General features: G+C 73.1%; 23 protein-coding genes. 1 reads left to right on the forward strand and 22 read right to left on the reverse strand.

The annotated features are described in order from the left end of the window. Window positions 1–23: 23 nt before the first annotated feature. Genes O7615_RS30570 through O7615_RS30600 form a run of 7 tightly spaced genes read right to left on the reverse strand, consistent with a single transcriptional unit; the run spans window position 24 to window position 7,870 of the window. On the reverse strand, window positions 24–2,120 hold the full coding sequence (locus O7615_RS30570; RefSeq protein ID WP_278181258.1) for a PQQ-dependent sugar dehydrogenase: 2,097 nt from the start codon (window positions 2,118–2,120) through the stop codon (window positions 24–26). Window positions 2,121–2,157: 37 nt separating this feature from the next. Beyond that, window positions 2,158–3,114 (reverse strand): LamG-like jellyroll fold domain-containing protein, encoded by a 957-nt coding sequence (locus tag O7615_RS30575; protein WP_278181259.1) that lies wholly within the window; start codon window positions 3,112–3,114, stop codon window positions 2,158–2,160. Window positions 3,115–3,120: 6 nt separating this feature from the next. After that, window positions 3,121–3,879 carry an ABC transporter ATP-binding protein gene (locus O7615_RS30580; RefSeq protein WP_278181260.1) on the reverse strand — a complete coding sequence of 253 codons (759 nt, stop codon included), beginning with the start codon at window positions 3,877–3,879 and terminating at the stop codon, window positions 3,121–3,123. Continuing rightward, entirely contained in the window at window positions 3,869–4,609 is a 741-nt protein-coding gene (locus O7615_RS30585; RefSeq protein ID WP_278181261.1) for an ABC transporter ATP-binding protein, read from the reverse strand. The genes O7615_RS30580 and O7615_RS30585 overlap by 11 nt, the downstream gene beginning before the upstream one ends. Beyond that, window positions 4,606–5,769 carry a branched-chain amino acid ABC transporter permease gene (locus O7615_RS30590; protein ID WP_278181262.1) on the reverse strand — a complete coding sequence of 388 codons (1,164 nt, stop codon included), beginning with the start codon at window positions 5,767–5,769 and terminating at the stop codon, window positions 4,606–4,608. The genes O7615_RS30585 and O7615_RS30590 overlap by 4 nt, the downstream gene beginning before the upstream one ends. Further along, complete coding sequence (locus O7615_RS30595) at window positions 5,753–6,640, reverse strand: branched-chain amino acid ABC transporter permease (RefSeq protein ID WP_278181263.1); 888 nt, start codon at window positions 6,638–6,640, stop codon at window positions 5,753–5,755. The genes O7615_RS30590 and O7615_RS30595 overlap by 17 nt, the downstream gene beginning before the upstream one ends. A gap of 6 nt (window positions 6,641–6,646) precedes the next feature. After that, window positions 6,647–7,870, reverse strand: coding sequence for an amino acid ABC transporter substrate-binding protein (locus tag O7615_RS30600; RefSeq protein ID WP_278181264.1), 1,224 nt, complete (start codon window positions 7,868–7,870; stop codon window positions 6,647–6,649). A 115-nt stretch (window positions 7,871–7,985) separates the two neighbouring features. Here O7615_RS30600 and O7615_RS30605 point away from each other — a divergent pair, with 115 nt between their 5' ends. Next, complete coding sequence (locus tag O7615_RS30605; RefSeq protein ID WP_278181265.1) at window positions 7,986–9,020, forward strand: LacI family DNA-binding transcriptional regulator; 1,035 nt, start codon at window positions 7,986–7,988, stop codon at window positions 9,018–9,020. Here O7615_RS30605 and O7615_RS30610 read toward each other — a convergent pair. From O7615_RS30610 to O7615_RS30680, 15 genes are all read right to left on the reverse strand, one after another. Beyond that, entirely contained in the window at window positions 8,972–9,925 is a 954-nt protein-coding gene (locus O7615_RS30610) for a cytochrome c oxidase assembly protein (protein ID WP_278181266.1), read from the reverse strand. The genes O7615_RS30605 and O7615_RS30610 overlap by 49 nt on opposite strands. A gap of 7 nt (window positions 9,926–9,932) precedes the next feature. Next, window positions 9,933–10,907 (reverse strand): cytochrome c-type biogenesis protein CcmH, encoded by a 975-nt coding sequence (locus O7615_RS30615; protein WP_278181267.1) that lies wholly within the window; start codon window positions 10,905–10,907, stop codon window positions 9,933–9,935. Further along, window positions 10,904–11,443, reverse strand: coding sequence for a redoxin domain-containing protein (locus O7615_RS30620; RefSeq protein WP_278181268.1), 540 nt, complete (start codon window positions 11,441–11,443; stop codon window positions 10,904–10,906). The genes O7615_RS30615 and O7615_RS30620 overlap by 4 nt, the downstream gene beginning before the upstream one ends. Continuing rightward, entirely contained in the window at window positions 11,440–13,536 is a 2,097-nt protein-coding gene (locus O7615_RS30625) for a cytochrome c-type biogenesis CcmF C-terminal domain-containing protein (protein WP_278181269.1), read from the reverse strand. The genes O7615_RS30620 and O7615_RS30625 overlap by 4 nt, the downstream gene beginning before the upstream one ends. Before the next feature lie 11 nt (window positions 13,537–13,547). Next, entirely contained in the window at window positions 13,548–13,937 is a 390-nt protein-coding gene (locus O7615_RS30630; protein ID WP_278181270.1) for a cytochrome c maturation protein CcmE, read from the reverse strand. Between the two features lie 85 nt (window positions 13,938–14,022). Beyond that, window positions 14,023–14,775, reverse strand: coding sequence for a cytochrome c biogenesis protein CcsA (ccsA, locus tag O7615_RS30635; RefSeq protein WP_278181271.1), 753 nt, complete (start codon window positions 14,773–14,775; stop codon window positions 14,023–14,025). A gap of 127 nt (window positions 14,776–14,902) precedes the next feature. Further along, window positions 14,903–15,274, reverse strand: coding sequence for a hypothetical protein (locus O7615_RS30640; protein WP_278181272.1), 372 nt, complete (start codon window positions 15,272–15,274; stop codon window positions 14,903–14,905). An 8-nt stretch (window positions 15,275–15,282) separates the two neighbouring features. Beyond that, window positions 15,283–17,781, reverse strand: coding sequence for a cytochrome c oxidase subunit I (gene ctaD, locus O7615_RS30645; protein WP_278181273.1), 2,499 nt, complete (start codon window positions 17,779–17,781; stop codon window positions 15,283–15,285). A gap of 8 nt (window positions 17,782–17,789) precedes the next feature. Further along, window positions 17,790–18,845: a cytochrome c oxidase subunit II gene (coxB, locus tag O7615_RS30650; protein WP_278181274.1), complete on the reverse strand. Its 1,056-nt coding sequence runs from the start codon at window positions 18,843–18,845 to the stop codon at window positions 17,790–17,792. Continuing rightward, a complete protein-coding gene (locus O7615_RS30655; RefSeq protein ID WP_278181275.1) occupies window positions 18,838–20,577 on the reverse strand; it encodes a ubiquinol-cytochrome c reductase cytochrome b subunit in 1,740 nt (579 codons plus the stop codon). Before O7615_RS30655 ends, coxB begins: the two co-directional genes overlap by 8 nt. Further along, window positions 20,574–21,401: a Rieske 2Fe-2S domain-containing protein gene (locus O7615_RS30660; RefSeq protein ID WP_278181276.1), complete on the reverse strand. Its 828-nt coding sequence runs from the start codon at window positions 21,399–21,401 to the stop codon at window positions 20,574–20,576. The genes O7615_RS30655 and O7615_RS30660 overlap by 4 nt, the downstream gene beginning before the upstream one ends. A 13-nt stretch (window positions 21,402–21,414) precedes the next feature. Next, window positions 21,415–22,254, reverse strand: a complete 840-nt coding sequence (locus O7615_RS30665) for a c-type cytochrome (protein WP_278181277.1) — start codon at window positions 22,252–22,254, stop codon at window positions 21,415–21,417. A gap of 26 nt (window positions 22,255–22,280) precedes the next feature. Then, complete coding sequence (locus tag O7615_RS30670; protein WP_278181278.1) at window positions 22,281–22,658, reverse strand: c-type cytochrome; 378 nt, start codon at window positions 22,656–22,658, stop codon at window positions 22,281–22,283. A 187-nt stretch (window positions 22,659–22,845) separates the two neighbouring features. Beyond that, window positions 22,846–24,000 carry a HAMP domain-containing sensor histidine kinase gene (locus tag O7615_RS30675; RefSeq protein WP_278181279.1) on the reverse strand — a complete coding sequence of 385 codons (1,155 nt, stop codon included), beginning with the start codon at window positions 23,998–24,000 and terminating at the stop codon, window positions 22,846–22,848. After that, on the reverse strand, window positions 23,997–24,653 hold the full coding sequence (locus tag O7615_RS30680; protein WP_278181280.1) for a response regulator transcription factor: 657 nt from the start codon (window positions 24,651–24,653) through the stop codon (window positions 23,997–23,999). Before O7615_RS30680 ends, O7615_RS30675 begins: the two co-directional genes overlap by 4 nt. Window positions 24,654–24,725 lie beyond the last annotated feature (72 nt).

Consider the following 24,725-nt stretch of genomic DNA (forward strand, 5'->3'; position numbering starts at 1 on the left):
GCCGCCCTCCCCACCGGACCGGGTCAGGCCGGCTTCCCGGTCACCGTCAGGTGACGCAGGCGGCCGACGTTGTCGAACGAGCCGAACCCGACCCGTCCGGAGCCGAATGTGCTGTCCTTCGCGGTCATCAGCGGGTCCTTGCGTCCGTCGACGTAGACCGCGATCTCGCCGGTGGCCGGCAGGTGCACGACCCGCACCCGGTGCCAGTCGGCGTCGACGATCGCCGGGTCGGCACCGCGCGAGCGCCCGTTCCACTGGTAGTCGATGCGCTCCCGGTCCGCGTTGTCGACCTTGAAGATGCCGTTGTGCGGATAGATCGTGTTGTCGGTGGAGAGGTGGGCGTAGTAGAACTCCGTGTCCGAGCGCCAGCCGAACACGATGATCACGTCGCGGTTGCTGACCTCCACCGGCGTGTCCAGCCGGACCTGCGCCTCGATCTGCACCGACGACCACCGGGGTCCGGCCGTCACGACCGCGTACTCGAACGGCCGGCGCGGGCCGGGCCGGCTCACGCCCTCCTCGGCGAGGATCACCTCGTCCTTGCGGAACCGCCACTTCGACGGGGTGACCGGCGTCCAGTCCCGCAGGCCCGAGGGCTTGTGCAGCCTGACCCGGCCGACGTCGCCGCTGGCGAAGACCCGGGTGCCGGTGACCTTCCAGATCTTCCCGTTGGCCTTGGCGAGGATGTAGAGCTCGCCGGCGGCGTCGGTGCCGAAGCGCAGGTCGACCCGCTCCGGGTTGCCGGGCGCGCCGGGGGCGGAGAGGTCCTGCATCCGCACCGGATTGCCGGCCGGGTCGAACAGGGCCAGCTTGTGCAGCGGGGCCGGATCCGCGCCCCGGCGCATCCGGTTCGCCTCGGTGTAGAAGACCTGACCGTCGACCAGGTCACCGAAGACGTACTTGCCCTTCAGGGCGGGCAGGCTCCGGCCCCGGTAGACGAAGCCGCCGGCCACCGCGACACCCACGTCCGAGGTGCAGTCCCAGCCGGGAGCGGGGTTGTGGTCGTACGCGGCGACCGGGTACGTGTAGCCGAAGTCCGCGTCGTTGGGCGGCAACGGAAGGAGCTTGTCGCAGGCGCCGGCCGCCCTGTCGAAGACGAACGCGCCCTCCCGCTCGCTCCAGCCGAAGTTGTCGCCGGCGCGCACCTCGTAGATCGCCTCGATGGCGTGCTCACCGATGTGCCCGAGGTACATCCGCCCGGTGGCCCGGTCCCAGCTGAACCGGTGCGGGTCGCGGAAGCCCACCGCGTAGAGTTCGCCGAGGGCGCCGGCCTGGCCGACGAACGGGTTCGTCGGCGGGATGCCGTACCGCCCGTTGGCCGAGTTGGTGCCGCGCGGGTCGATCCGCAGCAACTTGCCGTGCACCATGCCGAGGTTCTGCGGCTCGGTGTTGCGTACGCCGGTGCCGCCGTCGCCGACCGCCAGGTACAGCAGCCCGTGGTCGGCGTCTCCGCGCTTCGCGGTGGGGTTGAAGTTGATCTCCTGGATGCCGTGGATCTGGCCGGCGAAGCCGATCCGGAGCACCTCCCGGCGGCTGCCGGCGAAGGTGTCGGCGGACGGGTCGGTCGCCGTCCACTCGGTGATGACGCCGTGGAAGATGCTGTTGGCCTGGGCGAAGTCCGGCACCGCCGTGGTCGTCGCGGCCTGCTCGGTGTGGATCGTGTAGAAGCGGCCGTTGGCGCCGAACTGCGGGTGGAACGTCACGTAACCGAAGCCCTGCCCGAGGCCCCGGCCGGAGAAGAACTGCGGCGCGAAGGTCGCGGCCACGTCGAGGTAGACCTGCGGCACGCCGTCTTTGACCAGGTAGAGACTGCCGTTGAGGTCCGGCACGGCTCGCCGGCCGGAACCGTCGGGCACCTCCATGATCGTGTTGATCCGGGCGGTACGCATGAGCCGCTCGTCGACCGGGGCGGGGTTCGGAAAGGACTGCGGGAAGCTCGCGTACTCGGTCAGGACGAGCCCGAGCCGGGACTGGGTGGGCATCTCGATGATCGGGTCGTGGACCGGCTCCGCGGCCCGGGCCGGGCCGGCGACCAGGGTGGACAGGACGAGGACGGCGGCCGTGAACCCGGCCGTCAGCGCGGATCTGCGGATGCTGCCGGTGTTGCGGATGCTACGCACGCGGGTCTCCTTCTCGGTGGGACGGTGCCGAGGGTGGTCAGCGGGCCAGGTAGCGGTACTGCTTCGCGACGTCGCTCGCCGAGATCACGCTGTCGAGGAACATCAGCCCGTCCATGCGGCAGTCGCACGGGTTGCGCTCCAGCGTGTTCTGCGGGAAACTTCCGCCGATCTTGATGCCCCGGGGGTCGGAGGCGGTGGTCACGTGCGGGCCGGGCCCCGACACGAGCCACGGGTCGTCGGTGCGGGTGTAGAAGCCGTCCAGCGGCTTGCCGTCGCGGTAGAGCGCCATCGCGCCGGTGGTGAAGTCGAAGGTGGCGGCGAGATGCACCCATTTGCCCTTGGGCAGCAGGGTGCGCCAGTCCTCGCTAGCGGCGAAGGTCTGCGACTGGCCGCCGTCGAGGCGCCGGCCGAGCGCCACCAGCCGCAGCTCGCCGTCGACGTCGATGAGTTCGAGCAGCGCCCGGACGCCGTGGCCGTCGGAGTCGCCGGTCAGGATGCCGGCCAGCCCGATGGCGTTGAACCGGTCGGCCGGGTCGGTGGTGGTGGAGTCCGGTGCCGGGACGTCCATCTGCAGCTTGAACCAGCCCATCACCGTGGTACCCCCGGTGCCGGCGAACGGGCGCAGGGTCCGTACGCCGCTGGCCGACCAGGTGCCGGCCTTCCAGTCGTCGTTGCCCGCCCGGTCGGGGTCGACCTGCCGGGTCTGCAACGCCCGGCCGCTGCCCGGGTAGGCGCGGTCGGCCACCCGCATGGCGGCGCCGCCGTTGACCAGTTCGATCTCGGTGCCGGACCGGCCCTGGTCACGTTCGAGCGCGGGGTCGCCGGGCACCGGATGGTCGAAGTCGTAGAACGCGACCAGGTGCGACCGCAGGTGCGGGTGGACGTCGCGCGGGTGCTGCCGATTCGCCTGGGCGGCGGGTGTCGCGACGACCGCCACCAGGCCGGCCGCCAGCAGGGCGGCGGTGGTGACGACGACGCGTCTGGTTCTGGTCATCGCGCGCTACACCTCGTTTCGCGGGGATGGGGCGGTGGGCTCGGCGGGCCGGCCGCCGAGGTACAGCTCGCCGAGTTGGGGATCGGCCAGCAGCTGGGCCGCCGGCCCGGAGATGTGTACGCGCCCGAGGTCGAGCACGCACCCGAGGTCGGCCGTCTCCAGCGCCCGCCGGGCGTTCTGCTCCACGAGCAGCACCGCCGTGCCGGCGTCGCGCATCCGCACCACCTGTTCGAACACGGTGCTGGTCGCCTTCGGGTCCAGGCCCATCGACGGCTCGTCCAGCAGCACGACCTTGGGGTCGACCATCAGGGACCGGGCGAACTCGACCTGCTTCTGCTGGCCGCCGGAGAGCAGCCCGGCGAGCGACTCCCAGCGCTGCGCGACCACCGGGAAGAGGTCCCGGACGAAGGCCGTCCGCTCGGCGATGAGCGCCTTGTCCTTCAGCGTGTAGCCGCCCAGCAGGACGTTCTCCGCCACCGTCATCTCCCGGAACACGCTGTGCCCCTGTAGGACGTGCGCGACGCCGGAGGCGAGCATCCGCTGCGGCCCCTGGCCGGTGACGTCCACGCCTCCGACGAGAATCCGCCCGGAGCGGGGCCTGAGCAGCCCGCTGGCGACCTTCAGGACGGTCGACTTGCCGGCGCCGTTGGGACCGACGAGGCAGACGATCGTGCCCGCGGGCACCGAGACGGTCAGGCCGCGCAGCACCGGCGCGGCGCGCCCGTAGCCGGCCTGGATGTCGACGAGTTCGATCTCAGACGCCAAGGTATGCCCCCAGCACGCGTTCGTCGGAGCGGATGAGCGACGGCGGGCCCTCGGCGATCGGGCGGCCCCGGTCGAACACCACGATGTGGTCGCTGACGCTCATCACCAGGTCCATGTTGTGCTCGACGATCACGAAGGTTCTCCCCTCGGCGTTCAGCTCGCGGACCAGGGTGCCGATCCGGTCCAGCAGCGCCGGGTTCACGCCACCGGCCGGCTCGTCGAGCAGCACGGTCTCCGGGCCGCTCATCAGCACGCCGGCGAGTTCCAGCAGCTTCTGCTGGCCCCACGACATGTTGCGTGCCTCCACGTCGGCCAGGTGTTCGATGCCCAGGCGGGTGAGCCAGCCCCGGGCCTGGTCCACCTCCGCCCGGGCGCGGGCCCCCCGCAGCTGGCCGAGCAGGCCGGCCGGGCGGACGGCCGCGAGCACGTTGTCCAGCGCGGTCATCCGGGGGAACACCCGGCACAGCTGGAAGGTGCGGCCGATGCCGGCGCGGACGATGGCGTGCGGCGCCCTGCCGGTGATGTCCCGCCCCCGGTAGGTCGTCCGCCCGCTGTCCGGCCGGATCATCCCGGTGACGCAGTTGAAGAACGTGGTCTTGCCCGACCCGTTCGGCCCGATCAGCGCGTTGACCTGGCCGTGCCGGAACTCGACGGTGGCGGCGTCGATGGCCACCACGCCGCCGAACGCCTTGGTCAGGCCCTCGGTCGTCAGGCTGCGTACCTCGGTCATGGGGTTCCCTCCCTGCCGCCGGTGGCGTGGCCGGCGTCGACCGGCTCGCGCTCCGGCGCCGTCTCGGCCCGCTGGTCCCGCAACTGCGCGGCGGTGACCTCACGGATCGAGTTCTGCGCCGGCCGGAACACCCGGTTGAGCACGCCGCCGATGGCCGGCAGCACCCCGTCGGGCATGAAGAGCACGACCAGCGCGAGCAGCAGCCCGGTCGCGACCAGGTGCAGCTGCGTGTCGCCGAACTCCACCTTGAAGTACTCCAGGGCGACGCCGACCACCACGGCGCCGACCAGCGGGCCGAACAGGTGCCGGACGCCGCCGAGCAACGCCATCAGCACCATGTAGGAGCCGGTGAGGATGGAGAACTGGAAGACCGGGTCGAGGTCGCCGAACCAGAGCGCGTAGAGCCCGCCGGCCAGGCCGGTGAAACCGGCCGAGACCACGAAGACCACCAGCTTGTACGCGAAGGTCGGGGTGCCCAGCGCCTCCGCCTTGTCCTCGTCCTCGCGGATCGCCTTGAGTCCGAGACCGAACCGGGAGCGGTCGATGAGCCACCAGGCCAGCAGGGCGAGGCCGAGCAGCGCGGCGAAGAGGAAGTAGAAGACCCGGTGGTGCTCGGGGCGCAGCAGCCCGGGGAACGGTCGCGGCACGACCAGCCCCCGCGACCCGCCGGTCAGGGCGGCCCAGCTCTGGAAGACCAGCAGCAGGATCAGTACCAGCGCGATGGAGACGATCACGAACGAGGCGCCCCGTACCCGCAGCGCGGCGACGCCGATCGGCACCGCCAGCGCCGCCACCAGCAGTGCCGAGACCGCCAGGGCCACGAAGCTCGGCAGCCCGGCCTTGGTGACCAGCAGCGCGGTGCCGTAGGCGCCCAGCCCGGCCAGGGCACCGTGGCCGAGGGAGATGTAGCCGGTGAACCCGCCGACGAAGTTCCACGACGTGGAGAGCACGGCGTAGTTCAGCACCACGATGCCCGCGGAGAGGATGTACGGGTTGGGTGCCAGCGAGGGGAACGAGAGCACCGCGGCCGCGAGCACGACGACCGCCACCACGCGGAGGCCGCGGCCGATCGGGTTGGCCGTGCTGGCCGTGCTGGCGGGTGCGGCCGTGCTGACCGGGGTGCCCGGGTCGGCCGTCGACTGCTCAGAAGCGCTGGGCAAGGCGACCTCCGAAGAATCCTTGTGGCCGGAAGGCCAGGGTCGCGAAGAGGGCGAGATAGAAGACCGTCTGCGCCCAGGTCGTACCCAGCGGGATCTGCAACAGGCTCTGCGCCAGGCCGAGCACCATGGCGGCGATGGCCGCTCCGGGCACGCTGCCGAGGCCGCCCACCACGATGATGGCCATCAGCGGGCCGATCCAGTGCCAGTGCAGGGACGGGTAGATGGTGGTGTCCAGGGCCAGCGCGGTGCCGCCCACCGCGGCCGTGGCCAGGCCGATGCCGAAGCCGTACCCGGCGATCCGTTCGGTCTCGATGCCGACCAGCCGCGCGGCGTCGCGGTGCTGGATGGTCGCCCGCAGCGCCCAGCCGAACGACGTCTTCTTCATCAGCAGGTAGAGGGTGAGCAGGGCGATGGCCGCGAGGCCGAAGGCGATCAGCTTGACGACCGCGATCCGGGCCCCGAAGAGGCCGAGGCTCGCCGAGCCGTAGCCGAGCTGGATGCGCCGCTGGGTGCCGGTGAACGCGTACCCGAGCAGCCCCTCGATGGTGACCGCGATCGCGAACGTCAGCAGCACCGACATCATGGTCAGGGTGGCCGGTCGCAGCCGGGCCAGCAGCCCGCGTTGCAGCAGCACCCCGAAGCCGAAGAAGAGCGGCACCGTGACGATCATCGACAGCAGCGGGTCGATGCCCAGCCGGGTGTGCGACCACCAGGCGAGGTAGGCGGCGAGGATGAGGAACGCCGAGTGGGCGATCATCACGACCCGCATGATGCCGAAGTAGAGGGTCAGGCCGGCCGCCAGGAGGGCGTAGAGCCCTCCCAGCAGCAGACCCAGGATCACGCTCTGGAGGAGCAGAGGACCCGAGGGCATCGGCGCCTACCAGGCCGGCTTCGGGTAGAGCAGGTCGGCCTCCTTGGCCTCGGCCGGCAGCACGATCTTGATCTCGCCGCCCAGCCACTGCTGGATCATGTGGGCGCCCGTCGGCTTGCCCGTGTCGTCCCAGGAGAGCGGGCCGACCACCGTCTCGACGGTGTTGCCGCGTACCCAGTCGACCAGCTTCTGCTGGCACTCCCCCTGCTCGGCGCAGCCGACCGCGGTGACCGCCGCCGCGACGACCTGACCGGTCGTGTAGGCGTTGGCCTCGTCCTCCTCCGGCGGCGAGCCGAACTGCGCGGTGTACTTCTCGACGAACTCCCGGTTGCTCGGGTACGGCGCGTCCTGCGCGTAGCCGGTCGGCGCCAGGATCCCCTCGGTCTTGTTGCCGATCGCGGCGGCGAACTCGGGGTTCGTCGGCGCGGTCGAGAAGGCGGCGAGCTTCGGCTGGTACTGCAGTTGTTGCAGGGCGACGATCAGGTTCACGCCGTCCTGGTACTGCGAGCCGCCCACCACGATGTCCGCCCGGGAGGCGGCGATCTTCGCCGCGATGCTGCCGAAGTCGGTGGTGTTGGGCGGGTAGACCTCGTCGACCAGGGTGCGGACACCGCCGGCCTCCAGCTTCTCCTTCAAGCCGTACGCCGTGCCCTGCGCGAAGGGATCGTCCATGGCGGCGTACGCGGCGGTGGCCGGCCGTTGGCCCTCCGGCAGCGCGAGAATGTACTCGGCCAGGTGGTTGTAGTGGTCGTCGGCCACCGCGGGGGCGGCGTAGAAGAGGTTCTTGAACCCCTGCTCGAAGACCTCCTTCGCCGCGCCCGCGGGCTCGACGAAGAGCATGCCGTACTCCTCGGCGACCCGGGCCGCCGGCACCACGAGGCGGGTGGAGAACGGGCCGACCACCAGGTCGACCTGGTCCTGCCCGATGAGCTGCTCGTAGTCGGCGACCACCCGGTCGGCGTTGGACTGGTCGTCGAGGATCTTCAGTTCGACCTGGCGGCCCAGCAGGCCACCGTTGTCGTTGGTGATCTTTGCCCAGGCCTCGTACCCGCGCTGGACCCCCTTGCCGGGCTCGGAGAAGTCTCCGGTCAGCGGGAGGGAGATGCCGATCACGATCGGCCCGTCGCCGGCGGTCGAACCGCCGCCGCCACCACCGCAGGCACCCAGCGCGAGGGTCAACGTCGCGCCGAGGGCTGTCATCCACTGGATTCGCTTATAACGGGTTGTCATCCCGTACGCTCCTTTGCCGGGACGGAAGCGCTTACGAAAGCGCTTACGTAGCCTAGGCTGTGCCCGACGTCACTGGCAATAGTCGGATGACATGGATGTTTCAGGAGAGTTGCCGATGCCCAAGCCTGGCACCAGGCTTCGCCTCATCGACGTGGCCGAACGCGCCGGGGTCTCGCTGGCGACCGCGTCCCGCGCCCTCGCCGGCCGCGAAGGCGTCAGCGAGGAGGTCGCCGGTCGCGTACGGCAGGTCGCCCGGGAACTCGGGTACGTCGCCAACCCGTACGCCCGCACCCTCGCCGGCGGCGCCAGCTCCACTGTGGGTCTGGTCGTGCACCAGGTGGACGACCCCTACTTCGCGGAGATCGCCAGCGGGGTCATCGAGATCGCCGGCCAGGAGGGGCTGCTGGTGCAGATCTGCCACTCCGGCCGCGACCCCGACGCCGAGCTGCGGCAACTGCGCCACCTCATCGCGCAGCGGGTGGGCATCATCCTCGTCGCCGGCTCCGGCTACAACGACCCCCGGGTGGAGGCCGAGGCGCGGGCCGAGCTGTCGGAGTTCCAGAAGCAGGGCGGCCGGGTCGCGGTCATCGGCCGGCACGCCCTCGGCGTCGACGCGGTCGTCCCCGACAACGAGGCCGGCAGCCGGGCGCTCGCCGGGCACCTGCTGGATCTCGGGCACCGCCGCATCGCGATCGCGGCCGGCAAGGAGGGGCTCACCACCATCGCCGACCGGCTCGCCGGCGTCTCGGCCGCGCTGCGCCAGCGCGGGCTCTCCCTGGCGAGCATCCCCGTCGTCCACGGCGACTTCACCCGCGCCGGCGGCCGGATGGCCGCCGAGCAGATCCTCTGCGACCACCCGGAGACGACCGCGATCATCGCCCTCAACGACACGATGGCGATCGGGGTGCTGTCCACGCTGCGCGCGCACCGCATCGCGGTGCCCGAGCGGATGTCGGTCGTCGGTTTCGACGACGTCTCGGTCGCCGCCGACCTCGCGCCCAGCCTCACCACCATCCGGCTGCCGATGACCGACATGGGCCGGATGGCACTCAATCTCGCCCTCAAACCACGGGCGGCCCGGCCCCGGCGCCGGCCGACCGGTCACCTGCTGGTGGTACGCGACTCGACCGGCCCCGCCCCCGCTTCCTGACCGGCGGCCAGGTCCACCGGGCGGCGCCCGGCGCCCGCCGTCGGCGGTGGACACGGCGGTGCAGGCGGCGGTGTCAGCCCCCGGAACACGATCACCGCGGCGACGGCCAGGTAGCTCAACGAGCCGGGGAACCACATCAACGCCCCGCCCAGCTGCTGATCCTCCAGCGGCGTCAGACCCCAGTCGGCGGCGTGGTGGCCGTCGTACCACGACCTGGTGCTGAACGTGAGCAGCGCCGCGAGCGCCGAGGTGGGCAGCATCGCGGCCACCACCGACAGCAGCGCGACCGGCAGGCCGACGCGCGGCCGGCGCCGCAGCGTGACCGACCAGAGCACCGCGCCGCTGCCGAGGAAGAGCACGTGTTCGGCGACGTGGGCGGCGTCCGACCGCAGCGCCGCCTCGTACGGACCGGGCAGGTGCCACAGCCACCAGGTGCCGGCGTGCACCGCCGCCGCCCCGGCGGCGGCCACCGCGCCGGAGCGCAACGCCCGGGGCAGCCATCGGCCGGGAAGCAGGATCCGGCGCACCGGCCTCGGCAGCGCGCCGCCGATCACCAGGCCGGACCGGCCCAGGATCAACAGCGGCGGCGCCACCAGCGCGAGCAGCTGGTGCTGCACCATGTGCACCCAGAACAGCTCGCCGGCCACCGCGTCGACCGGCCCCGCCAGGGCGGCCACCAGCACCAGGAGCCCGGCGTGGAAGCAGCGGACGCGCCAGCGCGGCAGCAGCACCTCCCGTGACCGGTGGGTGGCCAGGGCGCGGCGCCCCTGTGCGTACAGCAGCCCGGTGACGATCAGGGCCAGCATCGTCGCCGGATCCGCCCACCACCAGGAGGTGGCCCCGGTGACGTGGGCCAGGACGACGGGCTCCACCGTCAGCGTCGGCGCGCGCACGTCATCGGGCACGGGCGGATCATCGGGCGCCGTCGAGCAGCCGGCGTACCCCGGTGGCGGCGGGATGGTCGCCGGCCACGTCGAGGAAGCGGCGCAACGTCCCGTCAGCATCCGGCTGCCCCGCCTCGTGTTGCAGCATGCCGAGCAGCAGCAGCGCCTCGGCGTGCCGCCCGTCGCGGGTCAGGATCTCCCGCAGCAGCGGACGGGCCCGGTCCGGGTCGCCGGCGCGGGCGTGGGCGAAGGCGAGCCGGAACATCGCCGCCGGATCCTCCGGGTCCAGCCCGACCGCCCGCTCGTAGGCCCCGGCCGCCTCCGCCAGCCTCCCCCGGTGTTCCAATGCGCGGCCCAGGGAGAACCAACTCCCCGCGTCGTCCGGGGCGGCGCGGGTGGCGGCGGCCAGGGCGTCGAGTTCCGCGTCCACGGTGGCGTCCCCAGTCGTCGGCGCGGCCGGGTCCGCGCCACCGGCGGCCATCACGATCCCGACGGGCAGGACGACGGCCACCGCGACGGCCACCGCCAGCACCACGGCACCCCGGCGTGACCGGCCCGGGGGAATCACCTGCCGGGCGGGCGCGCGGGCGGCGGCCCTCCCCCGCCGGGAGCGGCGGAGCGCGGACCGTACCGCGAGCGCGGCGAGGGTCACCGGCACGAACGCCACCGGCAACCACCACAGCAGCAGCCCCAGCCCTCGGGCGGGCGGTTCGAGGAGGATGCCCGGCCCGTACCGGTCGACGAACCACCGCTGGATCTCGTCCCGCTCCCGCCCGGCCCGGACCTGCTCGCGGATGGTCTCGCGGATGCCTCGGGCCATCGGGGCCTGCGAGTCGGCCGCGGACTCCCCGACGCACTCCGGGCACCGGACGGTGGCGGCGATGGCGCGTACCCGCGCGTCCTCGTCACCGGGTTCCGGCCCGACCCGGGCCGCCCGGCTCAGCCCGGCGGCGAACAGCAGCAGCGCGGCGACGGCCAGCAGCCCGTGCAGAATCCGCCTCACGCGAGGAGGGGTTCGACCGAGGACTGCAACCATGCCCACGTCACCTCTCCCTGGTGCCGGGCCGCGACCAGGCCACCCCGGTCGACGACGATGGTCTCGGGAACACCCCGGGCGGCCCAGGCCACCGCGTGCCGCCCGTCCTGGTCGGACACCACGGGCATCGCCTGCGCACCCGCCTCCCGCAGGAACCGGCGCGCGCTCTCCGGCCGGTCGGCGGTGTTGAGACCGACCACGCGCAGCCCCGCCCCATGCCACCGCTCCAGCGCGGCGAGCAGCACCGGGAACTCCCGGCGGCAGGGTGCGCACCAGGACGCCCAGACGGTGACGACGATGACCTGCCCGTGCAGCGTGGTCAGGTCGAAGAAGGTCCCGTCCGGCCCGGTGCCGGCCAGCGGGGGCGCGGCGCGGTCCGCCGGTGCGGCCCGGGTGGCGGCCCCGGGTCGCAGGGCGTGGGCCAGCGGCACGGTGGCGACCAGCCCGGCGGCGGCCGCCGCCGCGACGAGCACGGCACGACGGGCCACCGGCGGGCGGGTCACCGGCTCGCCTCCCCCACCGGCACCCGGCTCCCCGGGCCGGCGGCCTGCTCGGCGGGCCTGATCGGGGTCCGCCGTCGCGGCCAGCCGGCCAGGGCAGTGCCGACCAGCAGCAGTCCGGCCGCGCACCACAGCACCCCGATCAGGCGATTGACGGATACCCGCAGCAGCGCCGTACCCGCCTGCGGGTCGGCGGCGAGGAGGGTGATGTACACGTCCCTACGCAGCCCCGTGTCGATCGCCGGGGTGGCCACGACCATCCCGTGGTCGGGGAGGAGCGCCAGCGTCGGGGACGCGCGGCGCGGCGCGCCGCCGCCGGCATCGACCTCCAGGCGGGCGGTCGCCCGCTCCTGTCCCGGGGTCACCCGCGAGTCCAACCCGACCAGTCGGATCGTCACCCCGCGCACCGTCGCCGTGCCGTCGATGGCGATCTCCCGCTGCTCGGCGGGCGGGTCTGCACCGGAGACCACGACCGCCACCGCCGCGATCGCCACGGCCAGGTGGGCGATCTGCGCGCCGAGGCTGCGCCGGTTGCCCCGCAGTACCCGCCACCAGCGGCGCCCGCCCACGCCGCCCGCACCCGCGCTGCCCCTGTCCGCACCGGCCCCGTCCGCGCCGGGCCTGCCCGCGCCGGCCAGGCGCGCGGCCGTCGTGTGGACGAGGTTCGCGGCGATGAACGCGGCCAGGCCGCACACCACCACCACGGCCGGCCGGTGATCTCCGCTCAGGCCCACCAGACCGGCGACCAGGCCGGCGCTGATCGCGGGCGTGGCGAGCCGGCGGGCGATCCGCACGGGCGGGTCCGCGCGCCAGGCCAGCAGCGGGCCGACCGCCATCAGGGCCAGGACGGCCAGGGCCAGCGGGGCCAGCGCCCGGTTGTAGTACACCGGGCCGACCGTCGACTCCGCACCCGAGACCAACTGCCGGACGGTGGGAAACAGCGTGCCGACACCGACGGTGGCCGCGACCGCGGCGAGGAGCAGGTTGTTGCCGACGAGCGCGCCGCGCCGCGACAGCAGGGGCCAGGGCCGCGACGCACCGGCCGGCCGCACCTCCCCCGCCGCTCGCTCTGTCCCCGCCGCCCGGTCCGCCCCCGCCGCCCGGGCCGTCAGGCGGTCGCCGCGCAGGGCGAGCAGGACCAGCCAGCCGACCGTGACGGCGGCGAGGAAGGCCAGCAGCGGCGGCCCGACGCCGGACTGGGTGAAGGCGTGCACGCTGCCGACCACGCCGGAGCGGGTGAGGAAGGTACCGAGGATCACCAGGGAGAAGGTCAGGGCGGCCAGGCAGACCGTCCACCCGGTGAGGCCCCCGCCGCGCCGCCGGGCCAGCAGCGAGTGCAGCAACGCGGTGGCGGTCAACCAGGGCAGCAGCGAGGCGTTCTCCACCGGATCCCACGCCCAGTAGCCGCCCCAGCCGAGGACGGCGTACGACCACCACGCGCCGACCGCGATGCCGGCGGTGAGGGCCGCCCAGCCCAGCAACGTCCACCGGCGGACCGTCCGCGCCCAGCCCGCGCCGGCCCGGCCGGTCACCAGAGCCGCGATCGCGTACGCGAACGGCACCGCCAGCCCGACGTAACCGGCGTAGAGCAGGGGCGGGTGCACGCCCATGGCGGGATGGCTGCGCAGCAGCGGATTCGGTCCCGGCCCGTCCGGCGGCACCGTCGCCACCGATTCGAAGGGGTTGCCGGCGAGCAGCACCAGGCCGAAGAAGAACGCGGCGGTCGCGGTGAGCACCGCCATCGCCGGTGGGTGCAGGTGCGGTTCGGTCCTCGGGGGATGCCGGAACGCCAGCACCACGACGGCACCCAGCACCAGCAACCAGAGCACCAGCGAGCCTTCCAGGGCGCTCCACAGGCTGGTCAGGGTGTAGTACAGCGGCACGTCCCGACCGCCGTGCTCGGCAACGTACCGCACGCTGAAGTCCCGGTCGAGCAGCGCCCACTCCAGGATCAGGAAGGCCGCCAGGGCCGCGAGGGCGAGCGCCCAGGTCGCGGCGCGCGGCGCCCGGCGTCGCCCGTCGCGGGACCGCGCCACCCACCCCACAGTGGCGGCCAGCGAGGCGACCGTCCCCAGACCGAGACAGGCGGTACCCACCAACGACACGCTCATCGGTCGGCGGCGGGGCGGTACTCGTTGTCGTGGTTGGCGATGACGCGCTCGGCGTGCAGGATCCCGTCGGCGCCCAGCAGCCCCTCTACGACGGCGCCGCGTCCCTCGCCGAACATGCCGGGCAGCCCGCCCCGGTGGACGACCTCGATGTCGGCGGTGCCGTCGGTCAGCCGCAGCCTCGTCTCCGTACCGGCCTGGTGGACGGAGCCGGGCACGACGGTGCCGGCGACCCGCAGGTCGTGGTGCACCCGGGCCTGGCCGGCGACGATCTCGGACGGTGTCCGGTAGTAGACCACGCTCTCGCTCAACCCCTTGGCGGCGAGCCCGGCCAGACCGACGGCCACCAGGCAGAGCACCGCCACGGCGGTCACCCGGGCGCGGCTCATGTCCGTCCCCGTCCCGACCACCACGCGTAGCCGGCCCAGACCGCGACGGTCAGGCCGTACCCCGCCGCGACGGCGAGCCAGGCGGTCACGCGGGCACCTCGGTGCGCTGGTCGGCGGGTGGCGGCCCGGTCCTGACGGCGGGCGGCTGCGCCGGCTCGGCGAGCGGCGCCGTACGATCCGGCGCCGGTGGCCGGGCGACGGCCTCGGCCAGGCGGGCCACGCGCCGGGTGACCACCCACGCTCCGGCGAGGGTGAAGGCGAGCACCGCGCCGGCCAGGGTGACCGCCATGGACGCGGCGATCGGTGGCCTCGGATCGGGCCCGAGCAGCGTCGGTGACTGGTGCAGGGTGCGCCACCAGAAGACGGAGAAGTGCACCACCGGCACCATGACGAAGGCGAGGATGCCGAGCACGGCGGCGCGGCGCGCGATCCGGTCGGGGTCACTGCCCAACTCGCGAGCCGACAGGTATCCGAGGTAGACCAGCAGCAGCCCGGCGGCCGACACGAGCCGTGCGTCCCAGGTCCACCAGATGCCCCAGGTGACCCGGCCCCAGATGCTGCCCAACGCGATGGCCAGCGCCATCATGCCGACCCCGAGTTCCGCGCAGGCCGTCGCCCACCGATCCCAACGCCGCCGGCCGGTTCGCAGGTATGCCGCGCTGGCCACCAGCACGCCGGTGAAGGCGAGGTAGGCCGTCCAGGCCGCGGGCACGTGGACGTACATCAGCCGCTGCGCCTCGCCCTGCACGGCGTCCGGGGGTGCGGTGGCCGCCAGGACGATCGCGGTCGCCGCCGCGCACACCGCGCCTAGGCCGAGGATGCGGTGCAGCTGAGTCATGGCGGTCCCTCTCCTCACCGACGCGTCCAGGCCAGGATTACCCAACCCGGGAGCCATAGGGGGCATTTCTCCGATTTAGGCATCATTGGCACCACCAGCACCGCCCGCCGCCGGACCGCCACCGGGCTCAGCCGCAGTGCCAGAAGAACAGCGGGTTGATCGCGACCAGGACCAGTCCGAACAGGAAGATCACCGCGAGACCGATCCCCGCGACGCCGGCGAAGCGGGTCGTCTCGGTGCGGACGACCGGGTCGCGACCGCGGGGGCGCCGGAACAGCCGCCACGCCACCCGTCCCGCGACCACGGGCACCGCGGCCAGCACGACGTTGAGCGCGAGGATGGTGACGGGCACGTTCACGGGAAACGGCCGCCCGCTATCGCGCAGGGTGCAGCCGGCGTCCGCGACGGCGTAGCTCGCCGCCAGCGCGACCAGCCAGGCCACGGCCGGTCCGAGCAGGACGAAGGCGATGGCGTACGCGTCGCGCCGGTCCCGTCGCACGGCGCCTCCTAGCCGACCAGCGCGGTATAGAGGGAACCGGCGGCCAGCGCCCACCAGACGGCGGTGAGCGACCAGTAGCCGGCGCAGATCTGGATGAGCAACCGGACACGCCCGGGCGGCCCACCCCGCGCCGAGCGCAGACAGGCGAGCCCGGTCGCCAGCAGCGCCACGAGCACCAGGGCCGCCTGGAACACCAGCACGAGCAGGACCATCGAGTCGTACGCGTGCCGGGAGGGCACCGGCGGCGCGGCGACGTACGTACCGACCGTCAACCCGCCGGCCGTCACACCGGCCACCGCCACGACCGTCAGCACGACCAGCGCCGTCCGGCGGTGGATCTCGGCGCGGGTGCACAGCCAGAGGGCACCGCCGGCCGCCAGGACGAGGGCCGCGAGCAGGCCCGCCGGCAGCACCGCGCCGGGGCGCTGCGGCAGCGCCGGCGGCCAGCCGGTGGCAGTGACCTGGAGGAACTGGTACGAGGCCAGGATCGTGCCACCGGCGGTGGCCAGCACGGCGATCGCCGCCATCGCGCCCCACCAGCCGACGGAGCGCACGCCGTGCACGTCCACCGGCAGGCCGCCGATCTGGACGCCGGCCCGCTCCGGTGACCGCTCGGCCTCGTTGCGGCGCAACCAGCCGGCGAACCCGACGGCGACGACCACCAGGGCTCCCACCGCGATCGGGTACGCCTGGAACACCAGGGCGGCGGCGGTGGCCACCAGCCCCAGCGCCGGGACGAGCGGCCAGCGGGTGGGACCGGGCAGGTGCACGGTGGCCTCGGGCTCGGCCAGCAGGACGCTGGTCGTCGGGGTGGCCCGGAAGCCTCCCGGGGCCCGGTCGAACGCCCGCGTCCGCTCGTCGGCGTCGGCGGCGGGTTGCCAGCCCGGGTAGCGGCCGCCGACCTGCGGGATCCGGGCGAAGTTCTCCGGCGGTGGCGGTGCCGGCACGGACCACTCCAGGCCGTCCCCGCCCCACGGGTCGGGCCCGGCGGGGGCACCGCGCCGCCACGCGACGGCGAGGTCGATGACGAACACCAGCACGCCGGTCGCCAGCAGGAACGCGCCCACCGTCGACAGCAGGTTGACACCGCCGATGCCCAGGTCGGTGTCGTAGGTGTAGACGCGGCGCACCATGCCCCACATGCCGGCCAGGTGCATCGGGAAGAACGTCAGGTGGAAGCCGACGAACACCAGCGCGAAGGCGAGCACGCCCGCCCGATGGTGCAGCCGGCGACCGGTCATCTTGGGCAGCCAGTGGTAGAGGGCGGCGAGCAGCGGGAAGACCACGCCGCCGATCAGCACGTAGTGGAAGTGGGCCACGACGAAGTAGGTGTCGTGCACCTGCTCGTCGAACGGTACCGACGCGACCATCACACCGGTGATGCCGCCGGCGACGAAGGTCACGATGAACCCGACGACGAACAACATCGCCACCGTGAACCGGGGCCGGCCCAGCCAGATCGTGGCCACCCAGGCCAGGACCTGGATGCCGCTGGCGATCGCGATCGTCATGCTCGCGGCGGTGAAGAAGCTCATGGTCAGCGGCGGTAGCCCGGTGGTGTACATGTGGTGGACCCAGAGGCCGAGGCTGATCACGGCGGTCAGCACGAACGCCAGCACCACGAACGGGTAGCCGATCAGCCGCTGGCGGGCGTGCACCTGCACCACCTGGGACACGATTCCGGCGGCGGGTAGGAACATGATGTAGACCTCCGGATGGCCGAAGATCCAGAAGAGGTGCTGCCACAGCAGCGCGCTGCCGCCCTTGTCGACCACGAAGAACGAGGCACCGAGCAGCCGGTCGAACTCCAGCATGCCGGTCGCGATCAGCAGCGGCGGGAACGCCAGCAGGATCAGCCCGGACGCGGTCATCATCGCCCAGCCGAACAGCGGCATCCGGGCCAGGGACATGCCGGGTGCCCGCATCCGCAGGGTCAGCACCAGGATCTCCACCGCGGCGCCGATGCCGGACAACTCGACCAGCGCCAGCCCCCACAGCCAGAAGTCCATCCCCGGGCCGGGTGAGTAGGGGTCGCTGCTCAGCGGCACGTAGGCGAACCAGCCCGCGTCCGGTACGGCCGCCGCCGCGAAGCTGCTGTACAGCAGGATGCCGCCGAACAGGTAGCACCAGTAGTTGAACGCGTTGAACCGGGGGAAGGGCTGGTCGCGGGCGCCGAGTTGGACCGGCAGCAGGTAGTTGGCCAGGCCCTCGATGAACGGCACCACGAACAGGAACATCATCGTGGTGCCGTGCATGGTGAACAGGTCGTTGTAGGTCTGTGCGTCGAGGAACCGGTTCTCCGGTCGGGCCAGCTGGACGCGCATCAGCAGCGCCTCGACGCCCCCGACGAGGAAGAACACGCCCGCCGTGATCATGAACCGGCCGCCCAGCGGCTTGTGACTGACCGCCGAGAGACTGCCCCAGATGCCGCGCGGGTTGCGCCACAGGGCGGCGAAGCCGGGCTGGTCGCCGGTGGCGGCGTCGGGCAGACCCGTGGTGAGGGACATGGCGCCGCCTACTCGAGAGAGCCGAGGTAGGCGAGCAGCGCCTGGAGGTCATCGGGTGACAGGTCGCTGCCCGGCATCCGGGCTCCGGGCTTGACCTGTTGTGGGTCGACGATCCAGCCGCCCAGATGTCCCTTCGTGTTGGGCATGATGCCGGCGGCCAGCGTGTCGCGGCTGGCCAGGTGGGTCAGGTCGGGCCCGCTGGCACCGACCTCGGCGGTGCCGCGAATGCTGTGGCAGTGGACGCAGGACGCGGAGAGGAACACCTCCCGGCCGCGTACGGCCAGCTCGTCGGCCGGTTCCGTGGCCGGCTGCTCCTGCCCGGCGAGCCACTGCCGGAACGTCGGCTCCGGTGCCACCACGACCCGGAAGCGCATCCTGGCGTGCTGGAGGCCGCAGAACTCGGCGCACTGCCCCTCGTAGACACCCGGCCGGTCGGTGTTGATCCACAGCGTGTTGGTCCGGCCCGGGATCAGGTCGACCTTCCCGGCGAGCGCCGGCACCCAGAAGCTGTGGATGACGTCGGCGGTGGTCAGCTCGATCCGCACCGGCCGGCCGGCCGGCACGCGCACCTCGTTGGCGGTGACCACGTCCCGCTCCGGGTACCGCACCTCCCACCACCACTGGTGCCCGATGACCTGCACGACCATGGTGCCCGGCCCGGCCCGGTGGTCGGTACGCCGCATCGCGTCGACGGTCACCCCGGTGACGAGGACGAGCACGATGCTCGGCAGCACGATCCCGCCCCAGATGAGCGGGGTGTTCTCCCAGCGTCGACGGGCCAGCGGATCCTGCTGGCCTCGCCCACGGCGGTAGAGCGCGTAGAGGGTCGCGGCGGTCACCAGCGTCCAGATGACCGCACCGATCCAGAACATCAGCCACCACAGGTCGGCGGCGCGGCCGGCGTCGGTGCTCACCGGGGACAGCATCGTGCGCTCGGGCCCGCACCCGGTGAGCGCGGGTGCCGCCACGACGAGGAGCGCGCCCAGACCGAACGCGCGACCGGACCGGGTCGTACCCCCGGCGCCGGTCGGCCCGCGCGCGCCGGGCGGGAGTCGCTCAGTCAACCCGTACCTCCTCGCGCTGTTCCTCGCGCGGCGCCCGACGGGCCCGGCGGCGCCCGACGACGAACAGCGCGACCAGGCCGAGGAGTCCCGTCAGACCGCGCGGCCTGTCCCGACCCGGCGGCGCCGCGCCGACGACGGCCGGTGCGAGCACCTCCTCGACGCGCAGCCCCGGGTACGCGGTGCTGGCCGCCGCGACGGCGGACCGCCGGTCGGGGTACGAGTCGGTGCTGATCAGACTGACGGCGCCACGTTGCGCGACGTACCGCCAACGCCAGCAGTCGTCGGCGTGGTGCCACAGTTCCACGTGCGCGTCCTCCGGCGGGCCGGGGCCGTCGGGCCTGCCGGGCCTGTCGGAGCTGTCGCGCCTGCCGGGGCGGCCGGACCGCGACGGCCGGCGGGCGGAGCGCAGCTCGGACAGGCTCAGCGAGCCGAGTGTCGACTCCGGCCGGTCCCGCAGCGCCCTGGCGACCCAGTACGCCGCCGCGCCGGTGATCCAGGGCAGCGTCACCACCAGGATCCGCAGGAACGACGTGACGTCGGTGACCGGCGTGTTCAGCATCCGCGCGATGACGTCGTTGGACGCGCCCGCGCTCAGCACGACCAGGGCCGTCAGCGCGGCGACACCGACACCGACGCGCACCGGGTGCTCGCGCGGCCGGTCGAGCAGGTGGCGCGGCGCTCGGTCGCCGGAGAGCCGGGACTCCAGGAACGGCCACGCGGCCAACGCGACGGCCGCGACGACGAGGGTGGCGCCGGGTGGGAACTGTGCCGGCACCAGGTACCCGAAGATCCGGAACTCCAGCGGCGGGAAGAGCCGCAGCAGCCCGTCGGTCCAGGCCAGGTACCAGTCGGCCGTCGCCGGTGTGGTGGCCTGGGCCGGGTCGTAGGGGCCGTAGAACCAGATCGCATCGATCTGCACCAGCCCGCCCAGGAGGACGGCGGCGCCGGCCACGTAGCCGAACAGGGCCACGGTGCGGGCGGCGTGGCCGGGCCACAGCCGGGAGCCGACCACGTTGCGCTCGGTGTGGCCGGGGCCGGGAAACTGGGTGTGCCGCTGCCGGATCAGGATCGCCATGTGCAGCGAGATCAGGCCGACCAGCAGCGCGGGGATGAGCAACACGTGCGCGACGAAGAGCCGCGGCACCAGGAGCTCGTTGGGATACTCGCCGCCGAAGAGCAGGTAGGCCAGCCAGGCGCCGATCACCGGGACGGATTCGACCACCGAGTAGGCGATCCGCAGCCCGGTGCCGGCATACAGGTCGCCGGAGATCGAGTAGCCGACGAAGCTGGTGATCAGGACCAGCACCAGCAGGGCCACGCCCACCACCCAGTTCATCTCCCGGGGGCGGCGGAAGGCGCCGGTGAAGAAGACCCGGATCAGGTGCGCGGCGATCGCCGCCACGAAGATCGACGCGGCCCAGTGATGCGTCTGCCGCATGAGCAGCCCGGCCGGTACGTCGAAGCTGAGCGCCACGGTCGAGGCGAAGGCCGAGGACACCTGCGCGCCGTCGAGCGGGGCGTAGTTGCCCCGGTACGTCGTCTCGGCGCCGCTGGGCACGAAGAAGAAGGTGAGGAAGACGCCGGTGAGCACCAGCACCACGAACGAGTACAGGGCGATCTCGCCCAGCATGAACGACCAATGGTCCGGAAACACCTTGGTCAGCGTCTTGCGCGCCACGGGTCGGACACCGAGCCGCGAGTCCAGCGCGCGGACCAGCCGGGGGGTGATCACGACCGGCTCCAGTATCCCGGGCCGGGCGCCGCGCTGAGGCCGCCCGCGGCGCGTAGCCGACCGTCGGCGTCGACCTCGATCGGCAACGACGGCAACGGGCGAGCGGCCGGCCCGCTCACCGGTCGCGCGCCGGCCCGCAGGTCGAACGCCGACTGGTGGCACGGGCAGAAGACCCGACCGGCGTCCGGCTCGTACTGTCCCACCGGGCATCCGGCGTGCGTGCAGAGCAGCGAGTACGCCGCCAGCCCGGCGGCGCCGGACGGGCCGGTGCCCTCGCCCTCCGGTGCGAGCCGTACGACGAACGCCGGCGCTCCGGGCGCCTCGCGGTGATCCTCGGGGTAGACCACGACGATGCTGTCGGGGCCCACGTCGTCGGCCCGTACCGGTGCGTCGCGGTTGTCGAGCAACCGGCGCCCCGCCTGCCACGGGGTGCTCCGCAACTCCCGGTTCGGCGCGGTCATCCGTGGACCCACCAGCGACCGCAGCGGAAACAGCGCGGCGAGGCCCAGGACGCCGACGGTGGCGACGAGCAGACGGCGCAGCCCGACCTGTGCCGCCGGGGTCTCCTCATGGATCACGGGAGGCGGCAGTGTCGGCGTCCTCGTCCCCAGTTCGGGTTTGGCCTCGACGTACCCTCCGGTGGGCAGGAACCGTCGCGCCCAGAGCGACAGCCCGTGGGCCAGGCAGACGAGTGCCAGGCCCAGCGTGACGCCCAGCCACTGCGTCCCGGCGTCCACGACGTACGCCGTGGCGAAGCCGGCCGCCGAGGCGGCGGCGACGCCGAACAGCACGGCCACCGACGCGGTGCCCCGCTCCCGGCTCATCCCCGCCCCCCGCTCATCTGCGCCCGCCCATGGGCTCGCGGCGGGCCAGCCAGCGCGCCAGCAACACGAACAGCAGCGCGGCGGCGGCGACCGCGACCACACCCTCGTGGAGCGGACCGATCCGGCCCAGCGCCAGCCCACCCGGATCCAGGTCCTGCCGCCTGTTCTGCAGCGCCTCCACGTACGCGACGACGGCGTTCACGTCCTCGGCGTCCAGCAGGGACTCCGGGTACACGGGCATCGCTCCGGGTCCGACCCGGACGGCCTCCGCGACCTGGACGGCGGTCGCCCCCAGGAGGCTCGGTGCGATCCGGCCGCCCGACAGCATCCCGCCGGTGCCGGTCGCCGAGTGGCAGGCGGCGCAGTTGGCCAGGTACAGCACCCGGCCGGTGCCCAGGTCGCCCGGCCCGACCTGCGGGATCGGTGGTCCGTCACCGAAGCCCGCGACATAGCGCACCAACGCGTCGAGGTCCTCCGGGCCGTAGGCCGGTTCCGAGCGGCGGCGTTCGTCCCGCGGTGAGGCCGGCGGCATCCGTCCCGTGCTGAGCTGGAAGTCCACCGAGGCCGCGCCCGCGTCGGTGATCGACGGCCCCTGCGCGGTGCCGGCGCCCCGTTGACCGTGGCAGGCGGCGCAGTCCCGGAAGTACAGCAGCGCGGCCTGGTCCGTGTCCTGCGGCGCCAGGGGCAACGCCGCCGCCCGCGCGGACATCGGCGGCGAGATCGTGGGGGTCGCCGGGGTCACCGGGATCGCCGACGGCAGGCCGAAGAGGCAGGCGGCGACGACCGCGGCCAGGCGACCCCACCGCACGGCTCGCCGGACCGGGGTGCTGTCGCCCCACGCGGTGGCCGCCACCTGGCCCTCCTTCCCGGTCGGAGACGTCACTTGAGCGTGAACAGGAAGGCGGTGAGATCGAGGGCGTCGGCCTCCGTCACACCCAGATCCGGCATCGCCGTGCCCGGATCCACCTCCTGCGGGTTCCGCATCCACCGCTGCATGTTCGTCGCGTTGTTGGTCAGCCGTCCGCCGAGATAGGAACGGTTGCCGATCCCAGCCAGCGGTGGACCGACCTGACCCTCGGCACCCGGCACCCCGGGCACCGCGTGACAGGTGCCGCAGCCGTAGTGCTCGATCAACCGGAGGCCGCGCTGGACGTCACCGTCGACGACCTCGGGCGGCGGCGTGGGTGGGTCGGCGGCGCATCCGCCCAGCCCGAGGAGGGACGCCGCCGCCAGCGCCAGCACCAGCCATCGCGTCACCTCCACACCACCTAAGGCTGTTGGTGGGGCTCACGGTGCGCCGACCTATCCGTCCGCACCTTCGGCGAACACGGCACACTATGGGCAATACCGGCTAATCGGATAGTTCTGGCTCACCATACCCAATCGCCCACCTGGTGGTGGTCGGAACAAAGCCGTCCCAGGCCATCTCTACTGTCGTGGACGGTCAGGACGGCGGCAGCGTCACCGTGACGGACAGGCCACCCTCCGGACGCGGTGCGGCCTCGGCGACGCCGCCGTGCGCCCGGGCCACCGCCCGCACGATCGACAGCCCGAGCCCGAAGCCCCGCGTACCGGCCACCCGCTCCCGGCTCAGCCGCCGGAACGGCTGGAACATCGTCTCCACGTCGTAGCTCGGGATCACCGGGCCGGTGTTGACCACGACCAGCGTGGGGCGTCCGGCGACCACCCCGGTCCGCACCTCCACCCAGCCCTGCACCGGCACGTTGTGCCGCAACGCGTTCTCCACCAGATTGAACGTCAGCCGCTCCAGCAGTACCGGATCGCCGGCCGCCCGGGCCGGGCCCAGCGACCGGCGCACCGGGACGCCGGGGAACGCCGCGCCGGCCTGGTCGATCACGTGGGCGGCGATCTCGGCCAGGTCGACCTGGGTACGCTCGGTCAGCTCGCTCTCCGAGTCGGCGAGCGTGAGCAGGCCGTCGATCAGCCGCTCGTGCCGCTCGTTCACCGACAGCAGCGCCTCGCCGAGGCGGCGCAGATCGGTCGGCGCGTCCGGCCGGCTGACCGCCAGTTCCACCAGCGCCCGGTTCAGCGCCAGCGGCGTTCGCAGTTCGTGCGAGGCGTTCGCCACGAACCGTCGCTGTCCGTCGAAGGACCGGTCCAGCCGTTCCAGCATCTGGTCGAACGTGTCGGCGAGTTCGCGTACCTCGTCGCGGGGGCCGGTCAGCGCGATCCGCTCGTGCAGCCCTCGGCCGGCGGAGCCCGCGCCCGCGATCCGGCGGGCCGTCCCCGTGATCTGGTGCAGGGGCTGCAGCGCCCGGCCGGCGATCAGCCAGCCGATCGCGACAGCCGCCGCCGAGACCACCACCAACGCGAAGCCGCCCTGGGTGAGCAGCGACTCCAGCGCATTGCGCTTCGCCTCGCTCTGCACGTCCTGGATCAGCATGCGGATCTTGTCGAAGTCCTGCTCGCCCGGCGGGGTGCGGGTGACCACCGCGGCCCGATCCGGCTCGACCCGGAACGGCTGCGGCATCCGCTGGTCCACCAGCACGTACGTGACACCGAGCAGGACGATGCCGGCGAGGAGGAAGAGGCCGCCGTAGACCAGGGTGAGGCGGGCCCGCAGAGTCAGCCGCTTCACCGGATCGCATACCCCACTCCCGGCACGGTCTCGATCACCGGCGGGTCGCCGAGCTTGCGCCGCAGCTTCATCATGGTGACCCGGACCACGTTGGTGAACGGGTCGATGTGCTCGTCCCAGGCCCGTTCCAGCAGTTCCTCGGCGGAGACCACCGCACCGTCGGCACGCAGCAGCTCGGCCAGCACCGCGAACTCCTTGCGGGACAGCGGCACGTACCGGCCGTCGCGGTGCACCTCGCGACGACCCGGGTCCAGCGTGATACCCGCGCGGTGCAGCGTCGGAGGTGCCGCCGGGCGGGACCGGCGGGTCAGCGCGTGCACCCGCGCGGCCAGCTCCACGAGCGCGAACGGTTTCACCAGATAGTCGTCCGCGCCGAGGGCGAGACCGGACACCCGCTCGCGTACCGCCGCGGCGGCGGTGAGCATCAGCACCCGCGTCTCGCCGCCGGAGTCGACGATCGCCCGGCACACGTCGTCGCCGTGCACCACCGGCAGGTCCCGGTCGAGCACGACCACCGCGTACTCGTGGACGCCCAGCCGCTCCAGCGCGGCGTCACCGTCGTACGCCACGTCGACCGCGAACGCCTCCCGGCGCAGCCACTCCGCGATGGCGTCCGCCAGCACGTCCTCGTCCTCCACCACCAGCACTCGCATCCGCCAATGGTGCCGCGACCGGGGATAACGCCCGCGTAAACGTGATCGGTTACGCCCCCGATACGGACCCTG

The sequence above is a fragment of the Micromonospora sp. WMMD1082 genome (genome assembly GCF_029626175.1).
Taxonomy (GTDB): Bacteria; Actinomycetota; Actinomycetes; order Mycobacteriales; family Micromonosporaceae; genus Micromonospora.